The sequence below is a fragment of the Acinetobacter sp. 1130196 genome, from assembly GCF_000588095.1.
GTDB lineage: Bacteria > Pseudomonadota > Gammaproteobacteria > Pseudomonadales > Moraxellaceae > Acinetobacter > Acinetobacter nosocomialis.
This window is the reverse complement of sequence record NZ_JFWX01000001.1, coordinates 163,786-182,609: the sequence shown is the minus strand read 5'-3', so window position 1 is coordinate 182,609 and position 18,824 is coordinate 163,786. Positions and strand designations below refer to the sequence as shown.

At 39.2% G+C, this 18,824-nt stretch carries 19 protein-coding genes; 11 read left to right on the top strand and 8 right to left on the bottom strand.

What is annotated here, in order from left to right:
- Positions 1 to 168: 168 nt before the first annotated feature.
- Entirely contained in the window at positions 169 to 969 is an 801-nt protein-coding gene (locus J671_RS06335) for a PaaX family transcriptional regulator C-terminal domain-containing protein (protein ID WP_031981700.1), read from the top strand.
- A 107-nt stretch (positions 970 to 1,076) separates the two neighbouring features.
- A complete protein-coding gene (locus tag J671_RS06330) occupies positions 1,077 to 2,114 on the top strand; it encodes a fatty acid desaturase (RefSeq protein WP_031981698.1) in 1,038 nt (345 codons plus the stop codon).
- Here the strand turns inward: J671_RS06330 and J671_RS0104190 are convergent.
- Positions 2,091 to 3,146, bottom strand: coding sequence for an AraC family transcriptional regulator (locus J671_RS0104190; RefSeq protein ID WP_031981697.1), 1,056 nt, complete (start codon positions 3,144 to 3,146; stop codon positions 2,091 to 2,093). The two genes, J671_RS06330 and J671_RS0104190, sit on opposite strands and share 24 nt — an antisense overlap.
- Positions 3,147 to 3,303: 157 nt before the next feature.
- Between J671_RS0104190 and J671_RS06325 the strand changes: the two genes are divergently transcribed.
- Positions 3,304 to 4,002 carry an NAD(P)H-dependent oxidoreductase gene (locus tag J671_RS06325; RefSeq protein WP_002051318.1) on the top strand — a complete coding sequence of 233 codons (699 nt, stop codon included), beginning with the start codon at positions 3,304 to 3,306 and terminating at the stop codon, positions 4,000 to 4,002.
- A 598-nt stretch (positions 4,003 to 4,600) separates the two neighbouring features.
- A complete protein-coding gene (locus tag J671_RS06320; RefSeq protein ID WP_016803909.1) occupies positions 4,601 to 6,031 on the top strand; it encodes an OmpP1/FadL family transporter in 1,431 nt (476 codons plus the stop codon).
- Positions 6,032 to 6,088: 57 nt separating this feature from the next.
- Here J671_RS06320 and thrH read toward each other — a convergent pair whose 3' ends face one another.
- A complete protein-coding gene (thrH, locus tag J671_RS06315; protein ID WP_002051289.1) occupies positions 6,089 to 6,706 on the bottom strand; it encodes a bifunctional phosphoserine phosphatase/homoserine phosphotransferase ThrH in 618 nt (205 codons plus the stop codon).
- A 184-nt stretch (positions 6,707 to 6,890) separates the two neighbouring features.
- Here thrH and J671_RS06310 point away from each other — a divergent pair, with 184 nt between their 5' ends.
- Both J671_RS06310 and J671_RS06305 read left to right on the top strand, forming a co-directional pair.
- The gene (locus tag J671_RS06310) at positions 6,891 to 7,625 is read left to right on the top strand and encodes a phosphoadenylyl-sulfate reductase (protein WP_031981694.1); all 735 of its coding nucleotides are present in this window, start codon (positions 6,891 to 6,893) and stop codon (positions 7,623 to 7,625) included.
- Between the two features lie 172 nt (positions 7,626 to 7,797).
- Positions 7,798 to 9,183 (top strand): WS/DGAT/MGAT family O-acyltransferase, encoded by a 1,386-nt coding sequence (locus J671_RS06305; RefSeq protein WP_031981693.1) that lies wholly within the window; start codon positions 7,798 to 7,800, stop codon positions 9,181 to 9,183.
- Between the two features lie 29 nt (positions 9,184 to 9,212).
- Here the strand turns inward: J671_RS06305 and J671_RS24880 are convergent, their stop codons facing one another.
- The 6 genes from J671_RS24880 to J671_RS06275 all read right to left on the bottom strand — a co-directional run bounded on the left by J671_RS24880 (position 9,213) and on the right by J671_RS06275 (position 14,036).
- On the bottom strand, positions 9,213 to 9,386 hold the full coding sequence (locus J671_RS24880) for a PA1571 family protein (RefSeq protein WP_001103036.1): 174 nt from the start codon (positions 9,384 to 9,386) through the stop codon (positions 9,213 to 9,215).
- Between the two features lie 141 nt (positions 9,387 to 9,527).
- Positions 9,528 to 10,982: a ribonuclease G gene (gene rng / locus J671_RS06295; RefSeq protein WP_031981692.1), complete on the bottom strand. Its 1,455-nt coding sequence runs from the start codon at positions 10,980 to 10,982 to the stop codon at positions 9,528 to 9,530.
- Between the two features lie 113 nt (positions 10,983 to 11,095).
- Positions 11,096 to 11,656, bottom strand: coding sequence for a Maf-like protein (locus J671_RS06290; RefSeq protein ID WP_031981691.1), 561 nt, complete (start codon positions 11,654 to 11,656; stop codon positions 11,096 to 11,098).
- Positions 11,644 to 12,135 (bottom strand): rod shape-determining protein MreD, encoded by a 492-nt coding sequence (gene mreD, locus J671_RS06285; protein ID WP_002051447.1) that lies wholly within the window; start codon positions 12,133 to 12,135, stop codon positions 11,644 to 11,646. The genes J671_RS06290 and mreD overlap by 13 nt, the downstream gene beginning before the upstream one ends.
- Positions 12,122 to 12,979, bottom strand: coding sequence for a rod shape-determining protein MreC (gene mreC / locus J671_RS06280; protein WP_002051136.1), 858 nt, complete (start codon positions 12,977 to 12,979; stop codon positions 12,122 to 12,124). The genes mreD and mreC overlap by 14 nt, the downstream gene beginning before the upstream one ends.
- Before the next feature lie 16 nt (positions 12,980 to 12,995).
- Positions 12,996 to 14,036: a rod shape-determining protein gene (locus J671_RS06275; protein WP_000601379.1), complete on the bottom strand. Its 1,041-nt coding sequence runs from the start codon at positions 14,034 to 14,036 to the stop codon at positions 12,996 to 12,998.
- Positions 14,037 to 14,169: 133 nt separating this feature from the next.
- On the opposite strand from J671_RS06275, the gene gatC reads away from it, so the two are divergent.
- From gatC to J671_RS06250, 5 genes are all read left to right on the top strand, one after another.
- The gene (gene gatC, locus J671_RS06270; RefSeq protein WP_000107699.1) at positions 14,170 to 14,484 is read left to right on the top strand and encodes an Asp-tRNA(Asn)/Glu-tRNA(Gln) amidotransferase subunit GatC; all 315 of its coding nucleotides are present in this window, start codon (positions 14,170 to 14,172) and stop codon (positions 14,482 to 14,484) included.
- Positions 14,485 to 14,537: 53 nt separating this feature from the next.
- Positions 14,538 to 16,016: an Asp-tRNA(Asn)/Glu-tRNA(Gln) amidotransferase subunit GatA gene (gatA, locus tag J671_RS06265; protein WP_031981689.1), complete on the top strand. Its 1,479-nt coding sequence runs from the start codon at positions 14,538 to 14,540 to the stop codon at positions 16,014 to 16,016.
- Positions 16,016 to 17,485 (top strand): Asp-tRNA(Asn)/Glu-tRNA(Gln) amidotransferase subunit GatB, encoded by a 1,470-nt coding sequence (gene gatB / locus J671_RS06260; protein WP_031981687.1) that lies wholly within the window; start codon positions 16,016 to 16,018, stop codon positions 17,483 to 17,485. The genes gatA and gatB overlap by 1 nt, the downstream gene beginning before the upstream one ends.
- 110 nt (positions 17,486 to 17,595) lie before the next feature.
- On the top strand, positions 17,596 to 18,060 hold the full coding sequence (locus J671_RS06255; protein WP_031981686.1) for a hypothetical protein: 465 nt from the start codon (positions 17,596 to 17,598) through the stop codon (positions 18,058 to 18,060).
- Positions 18,061 to 18,229: 169 nt separating this feature from the next.
- Positions 18,230 to 18,808, top strand: coding sequence for a DJ-1/PfpI family protein (locus tag J671_RS06250; protein WP_031981684.1), 579 nt, complete (start codon positions 18,230 to 18,232; stop codon positions 18,806 to 18,808).
- The last annotated feature ends 16 nt before the right edge of the window (positions 18,809 to 18,824 follow it).

Sequence of the window (18,824 nt, the reverse complement as noted above, 5' to 3'; positions counted from 1 at the left end):
AACTTAGGTTAACTATCGTAAAAAGATAAAATCTAATCAAAAACAAATCATCTTCTAGTTATACATAAAAGTTCTTACACTCAAGCAAGCCAAGAAACCATCTTAAAACATCAAACAAACATGATATTATTTCAAGCATATGTCATTTATATTTAAAATTTAAACAAAATGAAAAATACTAAAATCAACGCACGTCATCTGATTATCGATCTCTTTCTTTCCTCTGCTTACCCTCAACTTACGATTAAACAAATTTTGGTGGCCGCCAAACTGTTTAACTTAAGTGAAAACGGTATTCGAGTTGCGACCACCCGTTTATTAAATGAAGGTATGATCGAAAGTGTAGAACGCGGAATCTATCAACTTTCACCTTCTACGAAAGATTGGGCAAAAGTAATTCTCAATCGTAAAAATGGTATTAAACAAACTAAAGAATGGCAGCAACATTATCTTGCTGTTTTTACAGGCACTCTGGGCCGTATAGACCGAACTGCTCTTAAAAAACGTGAACGTGTACTGCGTCAATTTGGTTTTAAAGAATTAGAAACGGGTATTTACATCCGCCCAGACAATTTAGCTTATAGTTTTGAAAAAACCTGTGAGGAGCTTGTTTTAGCTGGGCTAGAGAAAGAAGCAAAAATTTGTATTATTCACCATTTCGAACCCTCAACGCTTAAGCAAATTTTTTCTTTATGGGATACCAAACAACTCGAAAAAAATTATGAAATGTACAGTCGAGATATCACACACTGGCTTGAAAACTATACTCACCTCTCCTTAAATGATGCAGCAGTTAAAGCCCTTCTTTTAGGTCGGGAAACGATTGCTTTACTCATGAATGACCCCCTATTACCAGCTCCATTTGTAAATGAGTCTGCGCGTAATCAATTTGCTCAAGATGTACAGCAGTTAGACGCGATCGGCCAAAAACTTTGGAAAAAAATATATGAACAAGAACTAAATCTATAATCATCTGATTTATTTTTTTACAAACAAATATTTCACTTTTTAATTTTTTATGACTATATTTGTAATATAAAAATATAGATACCGAACTCTAATTTGGGAGAATAACAATGAATACGCAGGTAAGTGTTACGGACCTATTTAGCAGAGAAGAAATACAAGAGCTTACAGAACCTTCAGATGCATATGGTGCTTGGGCGGTTGCCAGCACATGGGCTGTTATTGGCGGAACATTCGCCAGCTTAATAATGATGTGGGACTACTTACCGAGTTGGGGTAAATTATTAGCATGTATGCTTGCCTTAGCAATCTTGGCGGGTCGTCAGTTATGCCTCGCAATTTTAATGCACGACGCGTCTCACAAAAGTTTATTCAAAAATAAAAAAATAAATGATTTCGTAGGTGAATGGCTATGCGCCCGCCCCATCTGGAATGATCTTCAAAAATATCGTGTACACCATGTTCGTCACCATGCAAAAACCTCTACTCCAGATGACCCAGATCTTTCTTTAGTTGCTGGTTTTCCTGTCAGTAAAAAGTCTCTGACTCGTAAATTCTTACGCGACTTAACAGGTATGACTGGCTTAAAGTTTAGCTTAGGTCGAGTTTTAATGGATCTGGATGTCATGAAATGGACTGTTGCCAATGATCAAATTTGGTTAGACCGTAGTCATAAAAATTTTGTTGACTATGCAAAGAGTATTGCAAAAAACAGTACAGGTGCTATTGCAACGAATTTAGCACTTTATGGCGTTTTAAAAGCATTTGGTCAACAACGTTTTTATTGGTTATGGCCTCTGGCTTACTTAACCCCATTCCCACTTTTTTTACGTATTCGCTCTATGGCAGAACACGCTGGTATGCAAACCAGCAATACTGCTTTAACCAATACTCGAACAACACGAGCTGGATGGATTGCGAGAAGTTTTGTTGCACCAATCCACGTCAATTACCATATGGAACATCATTTAATGGCGTCTGTTCCATATTTTAAATTACCGCGTATGCACAAAATATTAAGAGAACGTGGGCATGTTCCCGCTCCACCGAGCTATTTTGAAGTGATTCATACACTTTCTTCAAAACAAGAGTTAACAAATAAAGATAGGGTTAAAAGACCACTTTCAAATTTGTGGTCTTCTGTATGATTCGCTTAAGTTCAAATTTTTTAGTTTTAACTGAGTTCGATAATACTTAGGTGTCACTCCCATCCAGCGTTTAAAAGCGCGAGTGAAATGAGATGTATCTGCATAACCTAAACTTAAAGCCACAGTTTCAATTGATGTAGAACTATTTTCTAAAAGATGATGTGCATATTGCTTTCGAGTTAAATCAACTAATGCTGAGAAACTTGTATTATCGGTTGCCAAGTACCGCTGTAAGCTACGTTCTGACATATTCATCATTTGAGCGACTTGCTTAACTTTTAATATTTCTCGCTGATTAGTGATCAATAATTTTTTTATGACTTGGCTAACTTCTGCTTTCCATCCGCTGCGTAACTTCAATTTATCGAGATCTTTTTTACACTGTGCTTTCAGTAAAGGCGCAAGCATCGGGTCGGCCGTTAGGATGGGCTGCGATAAATATTCTTTTGGAAAAATCCAGACATTCTGTTTTTCATTAAATAAACAATCTACACCCAATTCATCTTTTAATTTTGAAAAACCGACGGGTTCAGACATATTTAACTTAACTGTACCTAAAGAAGATAATCCTGTGAGATGCTTCGCGATTTGAACGAAACCTAATAACAAAAAAATAGTCGCATTTGGACTCAACTGAAAAGCTTTCAAAGGCTGGTGTATAGACCAGTAAATATAATCTTGTTCTTGCTTTAACTCAGGTTTAAAGGCATCACAACGGGCCCCTATAAATTGCTCAAGTATTTTTAAGGCCTCTCCCAAATTTGTACTGACCATGGCCGTCATACCCACTGAGCCATAACAAGACGCTTTCATTTCCAAAGCCAAATAACCCGCCAATGCTGGCTCATAAGTGAGTTGAATCGCTTGCTCAAGTAAGTTATTTAAGGAATTAAATTCAACATACCAATACGGTTTGTTTAATTGTTCTAATGTTATGCCACTTCCATCTAAAAGCTGCTCAGCAGAGATATTCAAGCGCTTAACCATATCGACTAATAAATTAATATAAGTTCCGGGTAATTCTGGGTTCAGGTTTGGTCCACTAGAAATCATAAATATGGCGTCAAATGGTAAAAACTGTCAGTTCATGAACTATGCCATGCTTTTAAATTAATGCATAGTTGTTCAAAACGAAACCCGCTAAATTGCACTAGACAACACAATTTCTGAAAAGAATACAGGTCACCTTATGAATATTCTGATCGTTCATGCTCATCCAGAGCCACTATCTTTTACAACATCATTAAAAACCACAGCCCAGCAAACTTTTAAAAAGTTGGGTCATCGTGTAGAAGTTTCTGACTTATATGCAATGCAATTCAACCCTGTAGCTTCCAAAGAGGATTTTTTAGAACTCAATCAACCCGACTATTTCAATTACGCATTAGAACAACGTAATGCCGCCAAGCAAAACCTTTTAGCACCTGATATCCAAGCGGAAATTGAAAAGGTAAAACGAGCAGATTTGATCATTTTAAACTTCCCTCTTTACTGGACTTCTGTCCCGGCAATTTTAAAAGGATGGATTGATCGCGTATTCGTTTCAGGACTTTTTTATGGCGGAAAGCGTTTTTATAACCACGGTGGTATGGCGGGTAAAAAAGCAATGCTCTGTTTAACACTGGGCGGTAGAACGCATATGTTTGGCGAGAGCTCCATTCACGGACCAATTGAACATTATCTCTCACCCATTCAACGCGGCACCTTGGCTTATACTGGTTTTGAGGTCCTTCCACCATTCATTGCCTACCATGTACCTTATATTAGCCAAGAGGCACGAGAAACCATTCTTGAAGACTATATAACGTACCTTACTCACCTCGACCAGCTAGAACCTTTAAAATTTCCCAAACTTGAAGAATTTGATGAGAAGTTATATCCCCTTTAATGGTATGTTTTAGCTCTAAAAGCAGACTAACCAGACATACTTCTCATTTTTTGGTTATTCTTTGGAATATAAAAGATCTTAACTAGTCTTTAAACCCTCCCAAAAATTGATCAATTGGTAAAAAAAATTGCTTAATTTCCACCCATTAATTAAGAATATAAAACTTAATCAATAATATACACATGTAGAGAAACTAGACTTGTCCAGTAAAAATGATAACTAATACTCAATTCATAACCAATCAATTCATATTTTTACAAAAAAATCTTTGGCCATTTTTTTTGGATTTATGACAAAAATGTCATAAATCTAAAGCCTATTAATAATAGATAAAAAATATAAATATCAAATATTTAAAATAATTTAATAATGTAAATTTTTCTCCATATTTCATTCATTATTGACATTTTTTGTATAAAAAATGAGTACTCCCCAGTTCATATAACAGATTTACTCTTAGTGTAATTATGCTATTTTTGTTACATGGAGTTATCAAAGCTTTGAAACTTGTAATTAAAAGCTTTGAAGGCAACACAGTTTAAACGGTTTAACTCTGTTACTTTTAAAAAAATGTCTTGAAGTTCAAGGAAAGATTAAAATGAAATTAAAACATCTGAGCACTGCAATGATTTTAGCAACGCTGCCTGCAACTGGGGTTTTTGCAGCAGCTTTGGATCGCTCTGGACAGTCAATGTCTGCATTCTTTCAACCAGGTAATTATTTTGAAGCAGGTATCTCTGTTTTAGACCCAACTGTAGAGGGTAAAGAAGCAGGATCAAGCGCAACTCGTCGTAATATTGACGATATGGGTAATGATTACTACTTCCCAAGTGCTGCATTAAAACTACAACTTAACGATAAATTCTCTTTTGGTCTACTCTATGACCAACCATTTGGAGCAGATGCAGAATATTCAGGTAACAATGTATTCGTATCTCATCCAGGTACTGATACTGTTTTATCAGCAGCAGCTATCGATGGTCTTGTTACTAAAAAAGCAACTGAAGCTTTGCAAGCACAAGGTGCACCTATCAATGACCAAACTTTAGCTTTAGCAAAAGGCCAAGTTTTAGCAAGTAAACAATTCCAAACTTTAGCTGGTGCTCTTGCTGCAGCAAATAATTATTTAGGTAATGGTGGAACTAAAGTTAAAGTTGATACTCAAAACTTATCTTTTGTATTTGGTTATCAACCAACGAAAAACTTTAATTTCTACGCAGGTCCTGTATTACAAACAGTTAAAGGTAATGTAAGTTTACGAGGTCAAGCGTATAGCCTTTATAATGGTTATGATGCAAATATCAAAGAAACTACAGGTGCTGGTTGGTTAGCAGGTGCAGCTTATCAAATTCCTGAAATCGCACTTAGAGCATCTGTAACTTATCGTTCTGAAATTGACCATAAAGTAGATATTAATGAAAATTTATCTTTATTAAACTTCCCTGGTCTTACTTCAGTACTTGGTGGTTTAGATGTTCCAGCATCTAAACTTCAAGCAATTAATACATCTGGTAAAACGACAATTACTACTCCACAGTCTGTTAACCTTGATTTTCAAACAGGGATCATGGCTGATACCGTTGCATTTGCCAATGTTCGTTGGGTGAACTGGAAAGACTTCTCAATTCAACCATATAAATTTGGTAAAGTTTCAGAAGCTGTAGGTGGGCTAGTTGGCCGTCCAAATGGCTTTAACTTAGTTGAATATTCAGACGATCAATGGACAGTGAATGCTGGTGTAGGTCGTAAGCTTAATGAAAAATGGGCAGGTAATGTCTCTGTAGGTTGGGATTCTGGCGCAGGTAACCCGGTGACTACATTAGGCCCAACAGAAGGTTACTGGAACGTAGGTGTAGGCGTTCAATATAGCCCTACTCCACAAACATTTATTGCTGGTGGTGTGAAATACTTCTGGTTGGGTGATGCTAAAGCACAAACTGGTGCACAAGCTGGTAGTGATCAATATGTTGCAGAATTCTCTGATAACAATGCGATCGCCTATGGTTTAAAACTTGGCTATAAATTCTAAGTTTCAAACTCATTCATATAAAAAAGGCGCTTTAAGCGCCTTTTTTATTGTCCATTCTTAAGCAGGAATATTACGCTGCGAAACTGAACGGATTGCTTCTTTTAGGGCATCATATCCATTAATTGCTGGGAACTGTGGGAATTCCGCAATCACGTTGGCAGGTGCATCAAATAAGAAGCCATGATCAGCTTCACCAAGCATGGTTGTGTCATTATATGAATCTCCTGCCGCGATTACACGGAAATTTAAACCGTGAAGCGCTTTAACTGACTCGCGTTTTTGGTCTGGTTGACGAAGTTTATAAGCTGTAATCATCCCATTTTCATCAGTTTCTAATTTGTGACAGAAAATTGTTGGCCAGCCTAATTGCTTCATTAGAGGATGAGCAAACTCATAGAAAGTATCGGACAAAATGACCAGTTGGAAATGATTACTCACCCATTCAACAAACTCTTTGGCACCTGGTAATGGCCCCATCTCGGCAATAACTTCTTGAATATCATTTAGGCCTAGACCATGTTGTTTTAAAATATTCAGACGCTGCGTCATTAAAACATCATAATCGGGAATATCACGAGTTGTTGCTTCTAGTTCTTTAATCCCTGTTTTTTTTGCGAAATTGATCCAGATTTCAGGAACTAAAACTCCTTCAAGATCTAGGCATACGATTTCCATGAATGCTTCCAACGTTGGTTAAAAATTGCTGTATCATACCATTAAGATTTTCAGATTTGCGTTGTTATTGATCAAATCAATTTTATTCATAAGGATCGAAATTAAAGTGCTAAGCAATTTATTCACTATCCTTTAGAATATTTTTCATAACACAATGCGCCCAAGCCTTTTGCCAGGAACACCCATGACCGTTATTCCGACTATTGATATCGTTGATGCTCTCGCGGCTGAATATGCAGCTAAAAGCCCACGTGAGATTTTAGAGCTTGCATTAAGCCAACAAGGTGAAATCGCAATTTCTTTCTCTGGAGCAGAAGATGTAGTCTTAATTGATATGGCTTCACGTTTAGGTAAACCCTTCCGTGTTTTTAGTCTTGATACTGGGCGGCTGCATCCTGAAACTTATCAATTTATTGAAACTGTTCGTAAGCACTACAATATTAATATCGAGATTTGCTTCCCGGAATCTGAAGCTGTGCAAAGCATGGTAAATGAAAAAGGCTTATTTAGCTTCTTTAAAGATGGACACCAAGAGTGCTGTGGTATTCGAAAAGTTCAACCTTTACGTAAGAAACTTGCGACTTTAGATGGTTGGATTACAGGCCAGCGTAAAGATCAAAGTCCGGGTACACGTACTGAAATTCCAGTGGTACAAGCAGATGCTGGTTTCTCTGGTCCGGGTAAGCAACTCATTAAATATAACCCGCTTGCGAACTGGTCTAGTGCCGATGTGTGGAGTTACATCCGCATGATGGAAATTCCATACAACCCTCTACACGAGCGTGGTTTTGTTTCTATTGGCTGTGAGCCATGTACACGTCCAGTACTTCCAAACCAGCATGAACGTGAAGGCCGTTGGTGGTGGGAAGAAGCAACACAAAAAGAATGTGGCTTACATGCAGGCAACTTAAAAAAATAGTCTGGTATAAAAAAACCACTGATGAATCAGTGGTTTTTTTTACAGTTATATCTCGTACACAAAGTCATATTTAATCTGTAATAAACGCTATATACTAAATTTTACGGTTCTATAATTCTAATAAGAGCTCAGTTAAGGGCTTCTTAGAAAAAAGCATGAGGCACAACGAGTTATGCGTCCATTACACCCTATTGATTTTATTTTTCTATCGTTAGAAAAAAGACAACAACCGATGCATGTTGGCGGATTGTTTTTATTTGAAATTCCTGAAAATGCCCCTGAAACTTTCGTTCGTGATTTAGTAGAAGAAATTCGCCAATCGAAAAGTATTCCTGTCCCACCCTTTAATAACCGTTTAAATGGCTTATTTTGGGATGAAGATGAAGAATTCGATATCGATCATCATTTTCGTCATATTGCCTTGCCTCATCCTGGCCGAATTCGTGAATTACTCGTATATATTTCTCAGCAGCACAGTTCTTTAATTGACCGTGCAAAACCTCTGTGGACCTGCGACATTATTGAAGGGATCGAAGGTAATCGTTTCGCGATGTACTTTAAGATTCATCATGCCATGGTAGATGGCGTTGCGGGTATGCGCTTAATTGAAAAGTCTCTATCAAAAACACCACAAGAAAAACATGTGGTTCCACTTTGGTGTGTAGAAAGTAAAAGAACAAAACGCTTAAAAGTACCAAAACCAAGTACTAGTAAAATCAAAAATATTTTAGGAGGCATCAAGTCACAGCTTGAAGTTACTCCGAAGGTCATGCATGAGTTATCACAAACCATCTTTAAAGAAATGGGGAAAAATCCTGACTATGTATCGACTTTTCAGGCGCCAGTTTCAATTTTGAATCAACGCGTAAGCGCTTCACGTCGCTTTGCAGCTCAATCTTTTGAATTAAGTCGCCTTAGAAAGATTTCTAAAGCGCTTGGTGTGACCATTAATGACGTCGTACTTGCTGTATGTTCTGGGGCATTACGTGAATACCTGATTAGTCATAATAGCTTGCCTAAAAAGCCTCTTATTGCGATGGTGCCCGCTTCACTGCGTACAGATGACTCTGACGTAAGTAATCGCATTACGATGATTCTAGCGAATTTGGGGACCCATAAAGACCAGCCTCTAGAACGACTCGAAATTATTCGTCGTAGTATGCAAAATTCAAAGCAACGCTTTAGCCGAATGACTGCAAATGAGATTTTAAACTATAGCGCTGTAGTTTATGGCCCAGCAGGTCTAAACATCATGTCTGGAATGCTTCCTAAGCGTCAGGCATTCAATTTAGTGATTTCTAATGTACCTGGCCCACGTGAGCCACTTTATTGGAATGGTGCGAAATTAGATGCGCTCTACCCTGCTTCTATAGTCATGGATGGGCAAGCGCTTAATATTACGATGACAAGCTATCTGGATAAGCTTGAAGTAGGTTTAACAGCATGTCGAAATGCTTTACCTAAGATGCAAAACCTTTTAACCCATCTTGAAGATGAGATTCAACGGTTTGAAGAAATTATTGAGGAAAAACAGCTGAAACATCATTCAGCAAGTTAAGAAAAATTAAGGGGCTTTGAAATGGCCCCTTATTTTTTAATTGCGCGGCACTGGTTAAGCAACTGATGACATACTGAACGGATCATCGCAGTTGTAATCGGTACTTCTTTACCTTGGTCATTCAACATATAGCAGCTATTTACTGGCGTGCTTTCTAAAACATGTTTAAGACCGTTGCTAATTAGGTTTTCACTTACATTCATGGGTTATACCTCTTATTGTTTGCTAAGACGTTTTAAACAGGGAGAACGTCTACGGCTACTGTATGCAAGTAGTATTTAAAATTCATGAATGAAAGTAAAATTTCAGTTGTAACAAGGATTAAGCGATATCTTGTTACAACTTTAACTTAAAATGATATCGTATTGCTCTTGCGTATATAAATTTTCGACCTGAAATTTAATAACTCTGTTGATAAAGTGCTCTAAATCAGCCACTGCAGGGGCTTCTGCCGTTAATAATCGGTCAATTACAGAAGGATGAGCAACGACAGTAAAGCCACTCGTCGACTCAAATGCACGCGTATATCGTAATATCTCTCGAAATATTTCGTAACACACTGTCTCTGCCGTTTTGACAAAACCACGCCCCTGACACGTTGGACAAGACTCACATAACAAGTGTTCTAATGATTCACGTGTTCTTTTACGTGTCATTTCGACTAAGCCAAGTTCAGACACTTGTGTGATTTTTGTTTTGGCATGATCACGTTCAAGCATTTTTTCAAATTGACGCATCACCTCTTCACGATGAATGGCTTCTTGCATGTCAATAAAATCAATAATGATAATACCGCCCAGATTTCTTAGTCTGAGCTGACGTGCGATCACCTGAGTCGCTTCCATATTGGTCTTAAAGACTGTGTCTTCGAGACTACGACCACCGACATATGACCCTGTATTGACATCAATGGTAGTCATGGCTTCAGTCTGGTCAATCATTAGATAACCACCAGACTTTAGAGCAACACGCGTTTGTAGTGCTTTTTGAATATCTTCTTCGACGTTATAGAGATCGAATAATGGACGTTCGCCCGGATAATGAATCAAGCGACTTTGCATATTCGGCACAAATTCATCTACAAACTCACGCAGTTTGCCGTGAATTTCTCTCGAATCGACATAAATCTTTGCTGTTTCTTCGCTTGCCAAATCACGAATAATTCGTTGTGGTAGTGGTAGTTCTTCAAAAATTAAAGAAGGAACTGCAACATCCACTTGTTTACGCTGGATATATTCCCATAGCTTGCTGAGGTAACACATATCTTGTGCAATCTCAGCATCATCTACGCCTTCAGCAGCAGTACGGACAATCACACTACCGGGTAGATTATGCTCTGCCTGAATACCTTCGATGATATTACGTAAGCGTTCGCGCTCTTCTTCTGACTCAATACGCTGTGAAACACCAATATGGTTACCATACGGCATAAGAACTAAATAGCGAGAAGGAATAGAAAGATCTGTACTTAGACGTGCACCTTTGGTACCGAGCATGTCTTTCATCACCTGAACGGTCAGAATTTGCCCTGGATGAAGTAATTCAAAAACATTGGGAGTTGGCTGTGAACGAGGCCAAACCATATCATTAATATGCAAAAAGGCTGTTCTAGATAATCCGATATCAACAAAAGCCGCTTGCATGCCCGGAAGCACGCGGACAACTTTACCTTTGTAGATATTGCCGACAAGTCCTCGCTTCACTGTACGTTCAACATACAGCTCATTAACAGTTCCATTTTCGATTAATGCCCCCCGACACTCCATAGGTGTGACATTAATAAGTAGTTCTTCTGACATACATAAACTCAAAGCATTATAAAATTTTTATTAAAGAGTCAGAGGGACTGTTAATGTCGCTTTGTCCACTATTCATCGACAATGCAATTCAATCAAGAATTATCAACAACCCCTTATGTCTTCACTCTTTTGAATAACTGTGAAAATTCGTACAAAGGAAGCCCTACCACATTACTATAACTTCCTTGAATTTTGGGAATATATTGCGAAGCAATTCCTTGAATTGCATATGCACCGGCCTTCCCTACAGGTTCACCTGTGGCCCAATAATCTTCCATATCTTGCGCAGTCATTGATGCAAACTCAACTTGAGTTTGCACTACTTGACTCAAGATTTGCTGCTGTGTAGCAATACAAATTCCGGAAAACACATCATGCCAACGGCCAGATAATTGTTTCCAGATTTCAAAGGCATGCTGTTTTGAGTCAGGTTTACCAATAATCTGATCATCAAGCCCAAGACTTGTATCGGCAGCAATAACCACGGCATCTGGAAAAATATTTAATACAGCTTGCGCTTTTTCTCTTGCTAAACGTTCAACATATTGATGAACCAGCTCACCATTATGAATAGATTCATCAATATCAGGGCTATAAATTTCAAAATTTAAGCCCAACTGTTGCAACAATTCTCTACGACGCGGAGAACTGGAAGCTAAAACTAAATGCGCCATTTTGCTAAACAATAATAAACAACAGGCCAAGTTAAGATGCTTGTTATTAATGGTTGCCAATGACGAGCAATCGAAAAATGAATGCCCCCCATCGTTTGGGTTACCCACATAAATGCCAAGTGAGCAATAATCACTAAAATGGCAATCGTCCATAAATTAACGAAAGTTAAAATCCGACGTTCACGTATTAAAAAGCGGGTAACAAAGGTAACAATAACAAAACTTAAGGCATTTAAGCCCAAAGGTGCATCAAGCAAAAGATCTGTAAAAATTCCCATGCCAAATGCAAACCACACCCCACACCATGTTGGTTGGCAAACGACCCAAAACAACATGATCATAAGCATGAACAATGGACGCCAGCCAGAAATATCGTAGGAAAGTGGGTAAACCATGAGCACAGAACCCACGATAACGGAGAGAATAATTCCCCATAGTGGATCTTTACGCTTCTCACGTTTCAGTTTAGCGATCGGCATAAGGTTGCTCCTTCGCTAATGAGTCAGAGAAAAGCACAACCACGTGATGTCCTGTTGCAAGCTGAGCAGCTGGAGTAATATCAATTTCAGCAAACTCACCTGAATTATGACGACGGATTTTAGCCACCGTACCCACTGCATAACCTGCCGGGAAATGCTCACCTAAGCCAGAACTCAATACTTTATCGCCGACTTGAATATTTGCACTAGTCGGAACATATTCCATTTTCAAACGACCTAAATCACCAGTTCCCGAAACAATCGCACGCATACCTGTACGCTCTAAACGAACAGAGAGTGAATGCTCTTTGTCTGAAAGTAGCATCACACGTGAACTATGAGGATATACATTGATGATTTGCCCCATAATCCCTTTATCATCTAGAACCGTTTGACCCACCTTAAGGTGATCCATTGAACCGCGGTTAATAATGATAATGTGACGTAGCGGATCGGCATCTGTTCCAATCACTTCGGCAATTTCCATACGGCCATCAATAATTAATGGCGTATCAAGTAAACCGCGTAATCGGGTATTTTCAGCAGATAATTCAGATAGTTTCTGCAAACGAACCTGAGCCTGTAACAACTCAGCCTGCATTGCAGTGTTTTCACGGCGCAGTTGTGTTTCAGATTTAGTTTGTTGATTCAGCCATTCTCTCGACAGTACCGGATAGCTTGCAAGCGCATAAATTGGATTATATGCAGCGTACAAGACATCCCTTGCTGGCTGAATTACATAAGGCATGCGCCAATCAAAGAACAGCACAACCAAGCATGTAATGACCGCAATAATGAACGAGCGGAAAGATGGCGGCTGTCTTGAAAAAATATTCGGTTGCACCGCCTAATCCTTAAACTTAACCGACGAAAAGCATGTCATGGTTCGGGTTGTCGAAGAATTCCAATACCTTACCACCACCACGAGTCACGCAAGTAAGAGGATCTTCAGCAACAACAACTGGTAAACCAGTTTCTTGCGCTAACAATTTGTCGAGGTTACGAAGTAACGCACCACCACCTGTCAACACAATACCGCGCTCAGCAATATCAGAAGAAAGTTCAGGAGGAGTTTGTTCAAGAGCAGATTTCACCGCACTTACAATGCTTTGTAATGGGTCAGAAATCGCTTGAGTAATTTCATCAGAAGTTACAGTAATCGCACGAGGTACACCTTCTGCAAGGTTACGGCCACGTACTTCAATTTCTAATGTCGTACCATCAGAAACAGCCATACCTACTTCTTTCTTAATAATTTCAGCTGTGGTTTCACCAATTACGCAACCGTGAGCTTTACGAACATAATTAATGATTTGCTCATCAAAAACATCACCACCAATACGTAAAGAATCGGCATAGACACAACCTTGCAATGAAATAATTGCAATTTCAGTTGTACCACCACCAACATCCACAACCATAGAACCACATGCTTGTTCAACTGGCATTCCAGCACCAATTGCTGCAGCCATTGGCTCTTCAATTAAGCGTACATCACGTGCACCAGCATTAAATACGGCTTCACGAATTGCGCGACGCTCGACCAAAGTTGATTTACATGGTACACATACAACTACACGAGGTGCAGGTGGGAACAAACGTTTTTCGTGAACTTTACCAATGAACTGATTCAACATGGTTTCAGTCACTTCAAAATCTGCAATTACACCGTCTTTCATTGGACGAATTGCAGAAATATTCGCAGGTGTACGGCCTAACATTTGCTTAGCATCTAGCCCTACAGCAGCAACAATTTTTTGTGAACCACTGTGACGAATTGCCACAACTGTTGGTTCATTTAATATAATGCCGCGGCCTGGTGCATAAATAAGTGTATTTGCTGTACCTAAATCAATGGCTAGATCCGGCGAAAACAAGCCAATTAGTCGTTTTAGAATCACGGTTCGTTCTCAGTTAAACTTTCATGTGGATGCAAGGTGGCAACTTTAAACTAAATGTGATGATTTGAACAAGTCAATCGCTTATTATAACGCACGATATTTTGAAAATTTTTAATACTGATTAGGTGATGTTATGTCTACATCGGATGCACAGCATTCAGCAGATTTAAATGCACAAACAGTTTCAGCAATCGCCAATCTTGCTCGATTGTCGCTCAATGATACGCAATCTGCTGAATATGCTCAAAGTCTAAATAAAATTTTAGGCATGATGGAAACCTTAAAAGGCATTGATACGGAAGGCGTAGAACCTTTAAAGAGTCCTTTTGACAATCCTCAACCTTTACGTGCTGATGTGGTAACTGAAAGCAATCATCGAGATGAATACCAAGCAGTTGCGCCTGCAACTCAAGATGGTTTGTATCTTGTTCCTCGCGTGATTGAATAACTTTTACTCAATTAACCCATCTTCCCTATTTTGAATGTAAAGAAATTTTACTCATGACTGATTTACATCGCTTATCAATTCGCGAACTTGCTGAGGGCTTAAGCCAAGCGAAGTTTTCGTCTCGCGAACTGACTGAACACTATTTAAAACGTATTGCTAAAATTGACCCACTGGTAAAAAGCTATGTGACGGTTACACCTGAGCAAGCACTTGCTGAAGCCGACGCAGCCGATGCAGCTTTAAAAGCGGGTAATGCAACTGCTTTAACGGGTATTCCACTTGCTCACAAAGATATCTTTTGTACCAAAGGCATTAAAACCACTGCTGGTTCAAAAATATTAGATAATTTTATTTCTCCTTACGATGCAACAGTTGTTGAAAAAACTAAAGCAGCTGGTCTTGTCACTTTAGGTAAAGTGAACATGGATGAGTTTGCGATGGGTTCAACTTCTGAAAGCTCATATGTAGGCGCAACAAGCAACCCTTGGGCACTTGACCATGTACCTGGTGGTTCATCAGGTGGCTCGGCTGCAGCTGTAGCAGCTGATTTAGCACCATTTGCTACAGGTACCGATACAGGTGGTTCAATTCGCCAACCTGCGTCTTTCTGCGGATTAACAGGCTTAAAACCAACTTATGGTCGTGTATCTCGTTTCGGGATCATTGCTTATGCATCATCTTTAGACCAAGCGGGTCCAATGGCACGCTCTGCTGAAGACTGTGCTTACCTCATGAATGTAATTGCAGGTCATGATGCAAAAGACTCAACTTCGGTTAAAAAAGAAGTTGATGACTACGTTGCAAACTTAAATGGCACATCTGTAAAAGGTTTACGTATTGGTATTCCTAAACAGTACTTTAACGTTGCAGGTTTAGATGCCGACGTAAAAGCACGTGTTGAAGAGTCTTTGAAAAAGCTTGAAGAAATGGGTGCAACGCTTGTTGAGATTGACCTCAACATGACCGAAGCTTATGTACCAACGTATTACCTCATCGCGCCAGCGGAAGCATCTTCTAACTTGTCACGTTATGATGGTGTTCGCTACGGTTACCGCTGTGAAAATCCAGCAGACTTGATGGATCTTTATAAACGTTCTCGTTCAGAAGGCTTTGGTCCAGAAGTTCAACGTCGTATCCTTATTGGTACATACGCGCTTTCTGCAGGTTATTACGATGCTTATTATGTGAAAGCACAGAAAGTACGTCGTTTAATTCAACAAGACTTTTTAAAAGCCTTTGAAAATGTAGATGTGATTGCAGCTCCTTCTGCGCCAACAACTGCATATAAAATCGGTGCGAACTTAAGTCCAACTGAAATGTATTTAGGCGATATCTATACACTTGCAGTGAACTTAGCAGGCTTACCAGCCATTAATGCTCCTGTTGGTTTTGATAAAGACAGCTTACCTGTAGGTTTACAATTAATTGGTAACTACTGGTCAGAATCACAACTGTTGTCAATTATTCATCAATATCAACAAAATACCGATTTCCATACTCAACGTGCGGCAATTGCTGAGGAGAATGCATAATGGCTGAAGCTCAAAAGTTGAAATTGATTGACGGTTGGGAAGTCGTTATTGGTATTGAGATTCACACTCAGCTTGCAACCAATTCTAAAATTTTCTCTGGTTCATCGACTGAATTTGGTCAAGACCCAAATACACAAGCGAGCCTGGTAGACTTAGCAATGCCGGGTGTACTTCCAGTTTTGAATGAAAAAGTGGTTGATCTTGCAATTCGTTTTGGTTTAGGTATTGATGCTTACATCGACCAAGCATCTGTGTTTGCACGTAAGAACTACTTCTACCCTGACTCACCAAAAGGCTATCAAATTAGCCAAATGGATAACCCGATTGTGGGCTTGGGTCACATCGACATTCAACTTGAAGATGGTACGACTAAACGTATTGGCGTAACTCGTGCTCACCTTGAAGAAGATGCGGGTAAATCTGTACACGACCAATTTGAAGGTATGTCTGGCATTGACTTAAACCGTGCCGGAACACCTTTGCTTGAAATCGTTTCTGAGCCAGACATGCGTTCAGTTGAAGAAGCGGTTGCTTATATCAAAGCCATTCACACATTAGTACGTTGGTTAGGTATTTCTGACGGTAACATGGCTGAAGGCTCATTCCGTGCGGACTGTAACGTGTCTTTACGTCGTCCGGGACAACCGTTTGGCACACGCTGTGAGCTTAAAAACCTCAACTCATTCCGTTTCATTGAGCAAGCGATCAATGTGGAAATTGAACGCCAAATGGAAATTTTGGAATGGGGCGGCGAAATTGATCAAGAAACTCGTTTGTTCGATCCAAATAAAATGGAAACGCGTTCTATGCGTTCTAAAGAAGAAGCGAATGACTACCGCTACTTCCCTGATCCAGACTTGTTACCAGTAATTATTCCAGATGAGCAAATTGAGGCCATCAAAGCAACTATGCCTGAGTTGCCAGCAGCACGCCGTGCACGCTTTATTGCAGACTTTGGTGTAACTGAATACGATGCACACGTACTTACGCTCTCACGCGAAATGGCGGACTTCTATGAAGCTGTTGTTGCTGCGGCTGGTGGTGCAAAGCAAGGTAAAATTGCTGCAAACTGGGTAATGGGTGAATTCTCTGGTGCTTTAAACAAAGCGGGCTTAGAGTTAACAGACTCACCTGTTTCTGCTGAACAGCTTGGCGGCATGATTGCGCGTATTGTTGACAACACCATTAGCGGTAAAATTGCTAAACAAGTCTTTGGCTTTATGTGGGAATCGGAAGGTAAATCTGCCGATGACATTATTGCGGAAAAAGGCTTAAAGCAAGAAACCGACACTGGTGCAATTGAAGCAATCATTAAAGAAGTACTTGCAGCCAATGAAAAAATGGTTGAAGAGTACAAGTCTGGTAAAGAAAAAGCCTTTAACGGTCTTGTTGGTCAAGTCATGAAAGCTTCTAAGGGTAAAGCCAACCCTGCTCAAGTAAATGAATTAATGAAAAAATTGATTGGTTAATCTGATCAGTTCTAGAAAAGAAAACCCGCTTTAGAGCGGGTTTTATCTATTTCAAAAATGCAATCAATCCAAAATAATTTTTAAACTAAAACCATGCTGATAGGTTATCCATGATAAATAAATTACTTATTACGACCTCTTTATTGTTAATAAACTCGACACTTTTTGCTCAAACGATTCAAGTCCCAAAGAGTGAAGTAGCATCTATTTTTAAAGCTGCAAATTTCAAAAAAGCAAAACATGGCTGGAAAGGTAACTGTGATACTGGTGAAATTATTATTTATAAAGATTTAAATGGTGATGGTCATAAAGATGCAGTTATTCAAGATAGTAGCAGTATGTGTTATGGCAATACAGGGGTTGGCTACTATATTGTTTCACAGCAAAAAGACGGTCAATGGAAAAAACTCTTTAGCAACTCTGGCCTTCCCACCTTTTTGAAAACTAAAGGCAAAGATGGCTGGCCTGATATTGAAAATGGGGGACCAGGCTTCTGTTCTGCTATTTATCGATGGAATGGTCAAGAATACGTTGCAAACCGTCATGAATATGAAGGTAAAGCTTGTGAGTTATAAAAAGCAGACCCCATAAATTTAAAAGCCTCGATCAATCGAGGCTTTTTTTATATCACTTACGAAACACTCTTCGACTAAAGAATGAGCTTTTTCCTAAAAATCACACTACCGTTATGCTAATTTAAATTAAAAATAGAAATCACTTATATTTTAAAAAGAGGGATAAATCATGTCTAAAAAGATTTTAATGTTAGTCGGTGACTATGCTGAAGACTATGAAACTATGGTTCCATTTCAGTTCTTAACAGGTTTAGGTTATACCGTGCATGCTGTTTGCCCGAATAAAAAGAACGGCGACCATATTGCGACGGCTATTCATGATTTTGAAGGTGAACAAACTTATAGCGAAAAACGAGGCCACAACTTTGCAATTAACTATGATTTTGATGACGTTAATACCGAAGACTATGTAGGCCTAGTCATTCCGGGTGGTCGTGCACCAGAATATTTACGTATGAATGATCGTGTTGTCGAAATTGTACGTGAGTTCGATCGAGTGAAAAAACCAATTGCAGCCGTATGCCATGGCGCTCAGTTACTCGCAGCGGCTGACATTTTAAAAGGCCGCCTCTGTTCTGCTTATCCAGCATGTGCTGTCGAAGTAAAACTCGCAGGTGGTCAATATGCACATATTGCTGTGACTGATGCTGTTACAGATGGACATTTGGTGACAGCGCCAGCTTGGCCTGCACATCCAGCTTGGTTAGCTCAATTTGTGAAAGTTTTAGGCGCTAAGATTACGATCTAAATAAATCACTTTATCC

Bases quoted from the DNA above. Each gene is read 5' to 3' on its own strand.
- J671_RS06330 (WP_031981698.1), top strand. From the start codon at position 1,077: ATGAATACGCAGGTAAGTGTTACGGACCTATTTAGCAGAGAAGAAATA.
- J671_RS06320 (WP_016803909.1), top strand. From the start codon at position 4,601: ATGAAATTAAAACATCTGAGCACTGCAATGATTTTAGCAACGCTGCCT.
- gatB (WP_031981687.1), top strand. From the start codon at position 16,016: ATGGCTGAAGCTCAAAAGTTGAAATTGATTGACGGTTGGGAAGTCGTT.
- J671_RS06290 (WP_031981691.1), bottom strand. From the start codon at position 11,656: ATGGCGCATTTAGTTTTAGCTTCCAGTTCTCCGCGTCGTAGAGAATTG.
- J671_RS06255 (WP_031981686.1), top strand. From the start codon at position 17,596: ATGATAAATAAATTACTTATTACGACCTCTTTATTGTTAATAAACTCG.
- J671_RS06335 (WP_031981700.1), top strand. From the start codon at position 169: ATGAAAAATACTAAAATCAACGCACGTCATCTGATTATCGATCTCTTT.
- J671_RS06305 (WP_031981693.1), top strand. From the start codon at position 7,798: ATGCGTCCATTACACCCTATTGATTTTATTTTTCTATCGTTAGAAAAA.
- J671_RS06325 (WP_002051318.1), top strand. From the start codon at position 3,304: ATGAATATTCTGATCGTTCATGCTCATCCAGAGCCACTATCTTTTACA.
- thrH (WP_002051289.1), bottom strand. From the start codon at position 6,706: ATGGAAATCGTATGCCTAGATCTTGAAGGAGTTTTAGTTCCTGAAATC.
- gatA (WP_031981689.1), top strand. From the start codon at position 14,538: ATGACTGATTTACATCGCTTATCAATTCGCGAACTTGCTGAGGGCTTA.
- rng (WP_031981692.1), bottom strand. From the start codon at position 10,982: ATGTCAGAAGAACTACTTATTAATGTCACACCTATGGAGTGTCGGGGG.
- mreD (WP_002051447.1), bottom strand. From the start codon at position 12,135: ATGCCGATCGCTAAACTGAAACGTGAGAAGCGTAAAGATCCACTATGG.
- gatC (WP_000107699.1), top strand. From the start codon at position 14,170: ATGTCTACATCGGATGCACAGCATTCAGCAGATTTAAATGCACAAACA.
- J671_RS06250 (WP_031981684.1), top strand. From the start codon at position 18,230: ATGTCTAAAAAGATTTTAATGTTAGTCGGTGACTATGCTGAAGACTAT.
- J671_RS24880 (WP_001103036.1), bottom strand. From the start codon at position 9,386: ATGAATGTAAGTGAAAACCTAATTAGCAACGGTCTTAAACATGTTTTA.
- J671_RS06310 (WP_031981694.1), top strand. From the start codon at position 6,891: ATGACCGTTATTCCGACTATTGATATCGTTGATGCTCTCGCGGCTGAA.